Source organism: Kitasatospora sp. NPDC059571 (genome assembly GCF_042735675.1).
Classification (GTDB): domain Bacteria; phylum Actinomycetota; class Actinomycetes; order Streptomycetales; family Streptomycetaceae; genus Kitasatospora.
Genome location: NZ_JBHWBW010000100.1, coordinates 3,865 through 13,142 on the forward strand (window position 1 = coordinate 3,865; position 9,278 = coordinate 13,142).

Annotated in this window: 11 protein-coding genes; 6 read left to right on the forward strand and 5 right to left on the reverse strand. The window is 76.8% G+C overall.

What is annotated here, in order from left to right:
* Window positions 1-289 (reverse strand): DUF1990 family protein (locus ACFV0G_RS14430; protein ID WP_380546428.1); only part of this gene is annotated, 289 nt, incomplete at its 3' end.
* Window positions 290-460: 171 nt separating this feature from the next.
* On the opposite strand from ACFV0G_RS14430, the gene ACFV0G_RS14435 reads away from it, so the two are divergent.
* On the forward strand, window positions 461-730 hold the full coding sequence (locus tag ACFV0G_RS14435) for a DUF1876 domain-containing protein (RefSeq protein WP_380546430.1): 270 nt from the start codon (window positions 461-463) through the stop codon (window positions 728-730).
* Between the two features lie 18 nt (window positions 731-748).
* Here ACFV0G_RS14435 and ACFV0G_RS14440 read toward each other — a convergent pair whose 3' ends face one another.
* Together ACFV0G_RS14440 and ACFV0G_RS14445 are read right to left on the reverse strand one after the other, a co-directional pair.
* Window positions 749-1,999, reverse strand: a complete 1,251-nt coding sequence (locus ACFV0G_RS14440; protein WP_380546432.1) for an MFS transporter — start codon at window positions 1,997-1,999, stop codon at window positions 749-751.
* Window positions 2,000-2,125: 126 nt separating this feature from the next.
* Window positions 2,126-3,337, reverse strand: a complete 1,212-nt coding sequence (locus tag ACFV0G_RS14445) for an NAD(P)/FAD-dependent oxidoreductase (RefSeq protein WP_380546434.1) — start codon at window positions 3,335-3,337, stop codon at window positions 2,126-2,128.
* A 264-nt stretch (window positions 3,338-3,601) separates the two neighbouring features.
* On the opposite strand from ACFV0G_RS14445, the gene ACFV0G_RS14450 reads away from it, so the two are divergent.
* Both ACFV0G_RS14450 and ACFV0G_RS14455 read left to right on the forward strand, forming a co-directional pair.
* Window positions 3,602-4,372: a VOC family protein gene (locus tag ACFV0G_RS14450; protein WP_380546436.1), complete on the forward strand. Its 771-nt coding sequence runs from the start codon at window positions 3,602-3,604 to the stop codon at window positions 4,370-4,372.
* 91 nt (window positions 4,373-4,463) lie between these two features.
* Window positions 4,464-4,898 (forward strand): XRE family transcriptional regulator, encoded by a 435-nt coding sequence (locus ACFV0G_RS14455; RefSeq protein WP_380546438.1) that lies wholly within the window; start codon window positions 4,464-4,466, stop codon window positions 4,896-4,898.
* 47 nt (window positions 4,899-4,945) lie between these two features.
* On the opposite strand, the gene ACFV0G_RS14460 is transcribed toward ACFV0G_RS14455, so the two are convergent.
* Entirely contained in the window at window positions 4,946-5,761 is an 816-nt protein-coding gene (locus ACFV0G_RS14460) for a DUF2470 domain-containing protein (RefSeq protein ID WP_380546440.1), read from the reverse strand.
* Window positions 5,762-5,832: 71 nt separating this feature from the next.
* A complete protein-coding gene (locus ACFV0G_RS14465; protein ID WP_380546443.1) occupies window positions 5,833-6,450 on the reverse strand; it encodes a TetR/AcrR family transcriptional regulator in 618 nt (205 codons plus the stop codon).
* 142 nt (window positions 6,451-6,592) lie between these two features.
* On the opposite strand from ACFV0G_RS14465, the gene ACFV0G_RS14470 reads away from it, so the two are divergent.
* The 3 genes from ACFV0G_RS14470 to ACFV0G_RS14480 are packed head-to-tail and all read left to right on the forward strand — an operon-like array spanning window position 6,593 to window position 9,134.
* A complete protein-coding gene (locus tag ACFV0G_RS14470; protein ID WP_380546445.1) occupies window positions 6,593-7,348 on the forward strand; it encodes an SDR family oxidoreductase in 756 nt (251 codons plus the stop codon).
* Window positions 7,345-8,145 (forward strand): SDR family oxidoreductase, encoded by an 801-nt coding sequence (locus ACFV0G_RS14475; RefSeq protein WP_380546447.1) that lies wholly within the window; start codon window positions 7,345-7,347, stop codon window positions 8,143-8,145. The genes ACFV0G_RS14470 and ACFV0G_RS14475 overlap by 4 nt, the downstream gene beginning before the upstream one ends.
* Window positions 8,142-9,134 (forward strand): NADPH:quinone oxidoreductase family protein, encoded by a 993-nt coding sequence (locus ACFV0G_RS14480; RefSeq protein WP_380546449.1) that lies wholly within the window; start codon window positions 8,142-8,144, stop codon window positions 9,132-9,134. Before ACFV0G_RS14475 ends, ACFV0G_RS14480 begins: the two co-directional genes overlap by 4 nt.
* Window positions 9,135-9,278: the final 144 nt, after the last annotated feature.

Consider the following 9,278-nt stretch of genomic DNA (forward strand, 5'->3'; position numbering starts at 1 on the left):
CCCCCCGGGGGGCCCCCCCGGGGGCCCCCCCGGGCGGGCGCCCGCGCCCCGCGCGGGCCCCCCCCCACACACCCCGGACCCCGGGGGCCCCCCCCCCGCACCGGGGCGGGGGGCCGAGGATCCGGACGCCGGCCGCGCGGTGCATCCGCCAGGTGGTGACCGCGCGTCCGGCGGCGGCGAACTGCGCCGCGCCGCGGCCGACCCGGGTGCGGTGGTGCAGGTGGTGGTAGCCGGCGGGCAGCGGGCCTGGCCCGGCCACGGCGCCCACCTCGGGGTAGCTGAGGGTCATCGGTCCACCTCCGGGAGGCCGGTCGGCAGCCGGCGGCGCAGCATCATTGAACGTGTTCAAAATATCCCCGCGCCGCGCCTCCGGGCAAGGCCGGAGCGGGTCGCCGCCCCCGGGATTGGCGGGCCGCAGTGCCTCGGCGCACCCTGGAGGGGACCCCAGGAGGTGGCGGCCATGATGCACACACTGGTCGGATGGCACATCGAGTTGGAGTTCGAGGAGGAGGGCGACCGGACGAAGGCCGTGGCGCTCGTCCGCCTCTCCGACGGTACGGAGGTCCGCTCGCACGGCTACAGCACCCGGCACCACGCCGACAGCCCGCAGCCCAGGGTCGGCGAGGAGGTCGCCGGGGCGCGCGCCCTCAACGACCTCGCCATGCAACTGCTGACCAAGGCGCACGGCGAACTGAAGGAGGGCTCCCGCACGACGGGCCCGCTGATGTGACGACCGTCGGGCCGGCGGTCAGCCGACCGCCCCGACGGCGGGCGGCGCGGCCGCCGGCGCGGCGGCCGCCCGGGACCGCTCGGCGCGGCGCACCGCCGGCCCGGTGGCCGCACCCGCCAGGGCGAACGCCCCGCCCAGGACCAGCCAGCCCGCCGTCCCGCCACCGAGCACCAGCGAGGTGAGCAGCACCGGGCCGACCATGCGGGCGACCGCCACCCCGGTGCCGAAGAAGCCCTGGTACTGGCCCTGGCGGTCGGCCGGGGCCAGCCCGAAGCCGATCTCCCACGAGCCGGCGGCCAGCATCATCTCCCCGGCGACCTGCAGCCCGGCCGCCAGCAGCAGCACCCCGGCCGCCGCCCAGGCCGAGGCGCCGGCCGAGGACGCCGCGAAGGCCGCGCAGCAGGCCAGCAGCAGCACCCCGGCCCACCGCACGGACCGCGCCGCGCCGGCCAGACCGGTCACCCGGCGGGCCACCCGCACCTGGCAGACCACCACCGTCAGCGTGTTCAGTACCAGCAGCGCCGCGGTCGTCCAGTCCGGCGCGGCCGTCCGCTCCACGATCCAGAGCGGCACGATCAGCGACAGCAGCGGCATGTAGAGCAGCATCACCGTGTTGAGCAGCGCCACCACCGCGTAGGGGCGGTCGCGCAGCACCGCCAGCCGCGGCCCGTCCGCCGCCGGGGCGGCCGGCGCCGGCGCGGGCAGCCGGCCCAGCAGCACCGCCGACGCCAGGAAGCTCACCGCGTCCACCGCCAGCACCGTCCGGTACGCCACCGGGGTGTCCAGGTGCAGCGCCGCACCGCCCATCGCCGCGCCCACCGCCAGGCCCGCGTTGACCGTCGACTGCAGGTAGGCCCGCACCTCGGTGCGGCGGGCCGGCTCCACCAGCCCGGCCAGCAGCGCCTGCCGGGCCGCCGACAGCCCGCTCTGCGCGCAGCCGTACAGCAGCGCCCCCGCCAGGAACACCGGGAAGGAGCCGGCCGCGAGCAGCACCGCCACCGCGGCCGAGGTGGCGACCGCCAGCGCGACCGCCACCCCGCGCGGCCCGCGCCGGTCGGCGAGGTGCCCCAGCGGCACGCCGGCGAGCGCCCCGGCCGCCCAGCCCACGGTCAGGCCGAGGCCGATCTGCGGCGCCGACAGCCCGACCACCCGGGTGAAGTACAGCGCCGAGCAGACCAGGTACGCGCCGTCGCCCAGCGCGTTGGTCAGCTGCGCGGCGGCCAGCCCGCGGGCCGGGCCCGCGGGCGGCAGCAGTCCTCCGGTCGACATGGGCGGCCCCTCCTGGAGACGGTTCAGGTACGCACCCTAGGGCATGCCTGCGACAACCGGACCCGGCCCCGACGGACCGTCAGCCCCCGCGCGCACCGGGCCGGTCCGCGGCTCCCGCCGCGGGGCTCAGCCGGCCAGCTCCGCCAGCGGCACCGCCGGGTCGGCGAGCCGGCCCTCGTCCACCGGGCGGCCCGAGCGGACCAGTTCGCGGATCGGGTCGACCACGTCCCACACGTTCACGTTCATCCCGGCGAGCACCCGCCCGCCCGACGTCCAGAAGGCGATGAACTCCCGCCCCGGCACGTCCCCGCGGAACACCACCCGGTCGTAGCCGCCCGGCTCCACGTAGCCCGTGTACTCCATGCCCAGGTCGTACTGGTCGGTGAAGAAGTACGGGACCCGGTCGTACACCGCGTCCTGCCCGAGCATCGACTTCGCCGCCGTCGCGGGCTGGTTCAGCGCGTTCGCCCAGTGCTCCACCCGGATCGGCCGGCCGAACAGCGGGTGGAAGGCGTTGGCCACGTCGCCCGCCGCGAAGACGTCGGGGTGCGAGGTCCGCAGGTGCTCGTCGGTGCGCACGCCGTTGTCCACCGCCAGCCCGGCGGCCCCGGCCAGCTCGGTGTTCGGGCTGATGCCGACGCCCGCCACCACGGTGTCGGCCGGCACCAGGCTGCCGTCGCCGAGCCGCACCCCGCCCTCCTCCACCGCCGCCACCTGCACGCCGAAGCGCAGGTCCACCCCGTGCTGCCGGTGCAGGTCGGCGAAGACCTGCGCCGCCTCGCGGCCGAGCACCCGCAGCAGCGGCAGCTCCGCCACCTCCAGCACGGTCACCTCGGCGCCCGCCAGACGGGCCGCCGCCGCGGTCTCCAGCCCGATCCAGCCCGCCCCGACGATCACGACCCGGGCTCCCGGCCGCAGGGCCGCGCGGATCCGCTCGCTGTCCCCGACACTCCGCAGCGTCAGCACCGACGGGCCGTCGCCGCCGGGCACCGGCAGCCGCCGCGGCGAGGCCCCGGTGGCCAGCAGCAGCTTCGCGAAGCCGATCCGGGTGCCGTCGCCGAGCGCCACCGCGTGCCCGTCCGGGTCGATCGCGGCCACCCGGGTGCCGAGCCGCAGCGTCACCTCCTGCTCCTCGTACCAGGCGGCCGGGTGGACCTCCATGTCGCTGCGCGCCGACTTGCCCTGGAGGTAGCCCTTGGACAGCGGCGGCCGCTCGTAGGGGAGTTCGGTCTCCTCGCCGATCAGCTCGACCGGGCCGCGGTACCCCTCGGCCCGCAGGGCCTCCACCGCCTTGGCACCCGCCAGACTGGCCCCCACGACGACGTACGGCTGGTCCATGCTCCCACTCCCTCACTCGGTGGTCCGGCGGGCCCGCGACCGCCTCGGAGCGGCAGATGCCCGCCGCGGCGCCCTCACACACCGGAGCATGCCGCGCACGGCCCGCCACCGCCGCATCGACACGGCGGCGCGCCCGGCCCGGCGCCCGGTGCCGTGCCCCGCACCCACGCCGTCGCTCGCCGCCCGCCGCCGCGCGCTGATCCGACACGATCGCCGCGACACGCCCTAGGCTGAGACGGCCACGAACCGGAAGGAGTCGCTCGGATGGGTGAGCAGAGGGCCAGGGTGCGCTGCGTGCCGGCCGTGCCGTGCTGGGTCAGCCTGATGGCCCGCGACCCGGACGCCGCGCAGTCCTTCTACGGTCCGCTGCTCGGCTGGACGTTCCTGCCCGGGCCGGACCGCTGGGGCCCCTACACCTGGGCGGTGGTCGACGGCGTCGAGGTGGCCGGGATCGGCGTGATGTCCGCGGACTGGCAGCAGCCGGTGGCCTGGACGACCTTCTTCGGCACCGAGAGCGCGGACCGCGCCGCCGAGGGCGTCCGCGAGCGCGGCGGCACCCTGGCGGTCGGCCCGCTGGCCTTCGACGCCGGACGGGTCGCCCTGGCGGCGGACCCGGTCGGCGCCGCGTTCGGGGTCTGGGAGGGCGAGCCGGGCGTCGAGAACTGGATGGCCCAGCCGGGCGCGCCGGTCTGGATCGAGCTGCGCACCCCGGACCCGTTCGCCGCGGCCCTCTTCTACGGCGAGGTGTTCCGCTGGGACGAGCAGGACCCGGACCGCTTCGGCGTGCAGTACGAGCACGAGCGGGTGGTGCTCCGCTCGAAGGGCCGCACGGTCGCGGCGCTCTGCGCGGCGCCCGGGGCGGCCCCGCACTGGGAGGTCTTCTTCTCCGTCGCGGACACCGACCGGGCGCTGGAGGAGGCGGTGAAGCTCGGCGGCAGCGTCGCCGAGCCGGCCGAGGACACCCCGTACGGGCGGACCGCCCGGCTGAGGGACGCCGAGGGCGGCCTGTTCTCGGTGATCGGGCCGGAGCGCTGACGCCTCTTCGGCGGAGCCGGCGGCCGGGATCCGGTGGCCGACGGGACGGTTAGCATGGGCCGCGGTGTGACCGGACCGGGGGAGGCGCGTGGTGGCTGCTGAGGAATCCGGCGGGGCTTGCCTCGCCGACCGGATCGAGCAGCTCTTCCGGATCGTCCGGCGGCCGAACGGCGACCCCCACAGCAACGAGGAGGTCGCCCGGGCCTGCCGGGAGGCGAGCGGCGAGAGCTTCTCCGCCACCTATCTGTGGCAGCTGCGCACCGGGCGCCGGGACAACCCGACCAAGCGTCACCTGGAGGCGCTGGCCCGGTTCTTCGAGGTGCCGGTGGCGTACTTCTTCGAGGACGGGCAGAGCGAGCGGATCGCCGAGGAGCTCGCCCTGCTGGGGGCGCTGCGGGACGCCGGGGTGCGCGAGGTCGCCCTGCGGGCGGTCACGCTGTCGCCGGACGGCCTGGGCACCATCAGCGACATGATAGAGGCGATCGCGCGGCGCGAACGCGAGGCCGGGACGAGCCGTTCGGCGTGATGTCCGCTGCCGCCCGCGGCTCCTGGGACCAGGGCTCGGGGCCGGGCTCAGCGGGAGGGGTGGCCCCCGGCGAAGAGGCGGCGCATCGCGGCGGGGAGCTCCTCGGGGGAGTGCAGCGGGCTTGCGAAGGCGTAGCGGGCGTCGAGCAGGTCGTCGGGGCCCGGGCCGAGCAGGCGCAGCCGCAGGCCGTGGCGGTCGAGGGCGACCGGGCGGACGGTGTGCGGGGTGCGGGCGCCGCGGCCGGGTGCCGCGTGCCGGGCGAGCCGGTGCAGGGCGTCCGCGTGGGCGGCGTCGAGGTGCTGGAGGAGGCCGGCCTCCTCGCGGGCGAGCGGGTCGGGTGCGGCGGCGGCGAACCGGGCCGGGTCCACGCAGCACTCGGCGCCCCACAGGTCCTCGACCGCGAGGTGGTCGGGCTCCAGGCAGAGCAGGACGTGGCCGGCGGCCGGGCGGTGGGGGAACAGCGAGGCGATCCGGGCGGGCGTGGCCCGGGCCAGGACGGTGAGCCGGCCCTGGGCGGCGGCCCGGCCGCGGATCCGGTGCGGCATCGGGACGGGGGCGACGTCCACCGCGTCGAGTTCGCCGCGCATCCGGCCGTCGCGGGCCAGGGCGGCGATCCGGTGGAGCGAGGAGGCCTCCTCGGCCAGGACGGCCACCGCCCCGTCGGGGAGGACGGCGCAGTCCACCAGGGGTGGCGGCCCCGGCCGGTCGGCCAGGTCGACGCCGGGCACGTCGAGCACCACGGAGGAGGCGTGCTCCAGCAGGGTGCGCAGCCGTTCGGCGGCGGTCGGGGCCCGGTCGGCCTGGGCCGTGGCCGTGCCGTCGGCCGTGGACGTCCCGGCAGGCCGGTTCGCGGTGTCGGACATGCTGCACCCTCCCTGGTCGGCTAGGTGAGCCTAACCTAAGTCAGGGGAGGGCGGGAGGCGGCCGGGCCGCGTCAGGGCTGTGCCGGGGCGCCGAGCATCCGCAGGACCAGCACGCCGTACCGCCGCCCGAGCTCCTCCGGGGTCTCGGTGGACCGGTCGGTGTACCAGCGGGCCACGTCGATGCCGAGCGAGGTGACGGCTCGGGCCGCCGTCCGGGCGTCCTGGACGTCGAACTCCCCGCGCTCGACGCCGCGCTCGATGATCCGGCGGACGGTGTCCTCGATCCGGATCCGCAGCCCGGCCACCTCGGCGAAGGCGTCCTCGGGCAGTGCGTACAGCTCGTGGTTGACGATCCGGCCGACGGTGTGGCCGCGGGCGTGCCAGACCGTGAAGTCCTCCACCAGCCGGCGCATCTGCTCCACCGGCTCGGTGGAGTACGCCTCGGCCCGCTCGACCAGGTCGAGGGTGGCCTGGTGGCCCGTGCGGCTGATCTCGGCCAGCAGGGCGGCCTTGGACGGGTAGTGGATGTACAGCGCCGCCGGGCTCATCCCGGCGGCGGTGGCGATGTCCCGGGTCGTCGTGGCGTGGTAGCCGCGGCGGGCGAAGGACTCCACACCGGCGAGCAGCAGGCGCCGGGCGGCCTCGGTGCGCTCCCCGGGCCACAGGTCGGCGGTCGCTTGGTCGGTCATGGCGTCAATCCTCGCAGACGGATCACGGCCGGCTGGAGCCCGGCTGTTGACAGTGTGGCCCGCCGGCAACATGCTAAGCAAGCGCTTAGTCACCATCTCGTGCTCCATTGCGTCGACAGACGAACGGCGAAAGGTTTTCGCGATGACACCCTCGTTCAAGGGCCGGGTGGCCCTGGTCACCGGCGCCAGCCGCGGCATCGGCCTCGGCATCGCCCGGGAGCTGGTCAACCGCGGGGCGAGGGTCTGCATCACCGCCCGCAACCCCGAGCCGCTCGCCGACGCCGTCCGCGACCTCGGCGGCCCGGACGTGGCCATCGCCGTGGCCGGCAAGGCCGACGACGCGGCCCACCAGGAGGAGGCGGTCGCCCGCACCCTGGAGTCCTTCGGCCGCCTCGACTTCCTGGTCAACAACACCGGCATCAACCCCGCCTACGGCCCGGTCCTGGAGACCGACCCCGCGGTGGCCGCCAAGATCATGGCCGTCAACGTGCTCGCCCCGCTCGCCTGGACCCGCCGCGCGCACGCCGCCTGGATGGGCGAGCACGGCGGCGCGGTGGTCAACGTCGCCTCCATCGCCGGCATCCGCTCCTCGGCCGGCATCGGCATGTACGGCGTGAGCAAGGCCGCGATCATCCGCCTCACCATGGAACTCGCGGCCGAGCTCGGCCCGGACATCCGGGTCAACGCGGTCGCCCCCGCCGTCGTCAAGACGAAGTTCGCTGAGGCGCTGTACGAGGGTCGGGAGGAGAAGGTCGTCCGCGCCTACCCGCTCGGCCGGCTCGGCCTGCCCGAGGACGTGGCCGGCGCGGTCGCCTTCCTGCTCTCCGACGACGCCGCGTGGATCACCGGACAGAACCTCGTCGTCGACGGCGGCGTCACCCTGGGCGGCGGCCTGTGAGCGCCCCGGGCAGCACGCTCGCCGACCGCGGCGTCGTCGTCACCGGTGCCGGCCGCGGCATCGGCGAGGCGCTCGCCGCCGCGTTCGCCGCCGCCGGCGCCCGGGTCGTCGTCAACGACCTCGACGCGGACGCCGCCGAGGCCGTCGCCGCCCGGATCGGCGGTATCCCCGCCCCCGGCGACGCCGCCTCGCCTGAGGGCGTCGCCGCCCTGGTCGGGGCCGCCCGCGCCGCGCTCGGCACCGTCGACGTTTACTGCGCCAACGCCGGCATCGCGCCGATCGGCGGCGCCGACGCCGGGCCCGAGGTCTGGGCCCGCGCCTGGGACGTCAACGTCATGTCGCACGTGCGCGCCGCCGAACTGCTGCTCCCCGACTGGCTGGAGCGCGGCGAGGGCCGCTTCCTCGCCACCGTCTCCGCGGCCGGCCTGCTCACCATGCTCGGCTCCGCGCCGTACGCCGTCACCAAGCACGGCGCGCTGGCCTTCGCCGAGTGGCTCTCCGCCACCTACCGGCACCGCGGCATCCGGGTGCACGCGCTCTGCCCGCAGGGCGTCAACACCGACATGCTCAAGGTCACCGGCGCAGCCGGCGACGTGCTGCTGCGGCCCACCGCCATCGAGCCCGAGGAGGTCGCCGCGGCCACCGTCGCGGCGATCGCCGAGGAGCGGTTCCTGATCCTGCCGCACCCCGAGGTCGCGGACTTCTACGCCGCCCGCGCCACCACCCCGGACCGCTGGCTGGGCGGCATGAACCACCTCCAGCAGGCCATCGAGACCGCCCCGGGAGGCACCGCGTGAAGGCCTGGCAGGTACCGGCGCTCGGCGAGCCCGCCGAGGTGATGGTGCAGACCGAGACCGACCGGCCGCAGCCCGCCGCCGGGCAGCTGCTGGTCCGGGTCCGGGCCGCCGCGGTCAACTTCCCGGACGCGCTGATGTGCCGCGGCCACTACCAGGTCCGCCCGCCGCTGCCGTTCACGCCCGGTGTCGAGCTCTGCGGCGATGTCGTCGGCGGCGACCGCGCGGGCATGGGGGCACCCCCGGCCGGAGGCTGGGGGAGGGTCGTCGGCACGGCGCTGCTGCCCGCCGGCGCCTTCGCCGAGTACGCGCTGATGGACGCCGCCGCGGTGTTCGCCGCCCCGCCCGTGCTGGACGACGCGGAGGCCGCCGCGCTGCACATCGGCTACCAGACCGCCTGGTTCGCACTGCACCGCCGGGCCCGGCTGCGGGCCGGCGAGACGCTGCTGGTGCACGCCGCGGCGGGCGGCGTCGGCAGTGCGGCCGTCCAGCTCGGCAAGGCGGCCGGCGCGACGGTGATCGCCGTGGTCGGCGGCGCCCGGAAGGCGGCGGCCGCGACGGCGCTCGGCGCCGACCTGGTGATCGACCGGCACGGCGAGGACTTCGTCGCCGCGGTCAAGCAGGCCACCGGCGGCCGCGGCGCGGACGTGGTCTTCGACCCGGTCGGGGGCGACGCCTACACCGGCTCCGCCAAGTGCATCGCCTTCGAGGGCCGGATCGTCGTGGTCGGCTTCGCCGGCGGCACCATCCCGGCGCCGGGCCTCAACCACGCCCTGGTGAAGAACTACTCGATCCTCGGCCTGCACTGGGGGCTGTACAACGTCCGGGACCCGCAGGCCGTCCGGGACTGCCACGCCGAGCTCACCGAGCTCGCCGCCAAGGGCGTGGTGAAGCCGCTGATCGGCGAGCGGCTGACCCTCGACCGGGCCGCCGAGGCCGTCCAGCGGGTCGCCGACGGCGACTCCGTCGGCCGCCTCACCCTGCACCCCTGACACCCTGACACCCCCGTCCGAGGGCCCCCCCCCCCCCCCCCGCGGGGGGGGGGGCCGGGGGGAGGGGGGCGGGGGGAGGGGGCGGGGGCCGGGGCGCGGGGGGCGGGCCGAGGGCGGGGGGGGTGGGGGGGGTGGGCCCCCGGG

Bases quoted from the DNA above. Each gene is read 5' to 3' on its own strand.
- ACFV0G_RS14450 (WP_380546436.1), top strand. From the start codon at position 3,602: ATGGGTGAGCAGAGGGCCAGGGTGCGCTGCGTGCCGGCCGTGCCGTGC.
- ACFV0G_RS14435 (WP_380546430.1), top strand. From the start codon at position 461: ATGATGCACACACTGGTCGGATGGCACATCGAGTTGGAGTTCGAGGAG.
- ACFV0G_RS14440 (WP_380546432.1), bottom strand. From the start codon at position 1,999: ATGTCGACCGGAGGACTGCTGCCGCCCGCGGGCCCGGCCCGCGGGCTG.
- ACFV0G_RS14465 (WP_380546443.1), bottom strand. From the start codon at position 6,450: ATGACCGACCAAGCGACCGCCGACCTGTGGCCCGGGGAGCGCACCGAG.
- ACFV0G_RS14445 (WP_380546434.1), bottom strand. From the start codon at position 3,337: ATGGACCAGCCGTACGTCGTCGTGGGGGCCAGTCTGGCGGGTGCCAAG.
- ACFV0G_RS14470 (WP_380546445.1), top strand. From the start codon at position 6,593: ATGACACCCTCGTTCAAGGGCCGGGTGGCCCTGGTCACCGGCGCCAGC.
- ACFV0G_RS14460 (WP_380546440.1), bottom strand. From the start codon at position 5,761: ATGTCCGACACCGCGAACCGGCCTGCCGGGACGTCCACGGCCGACGGC.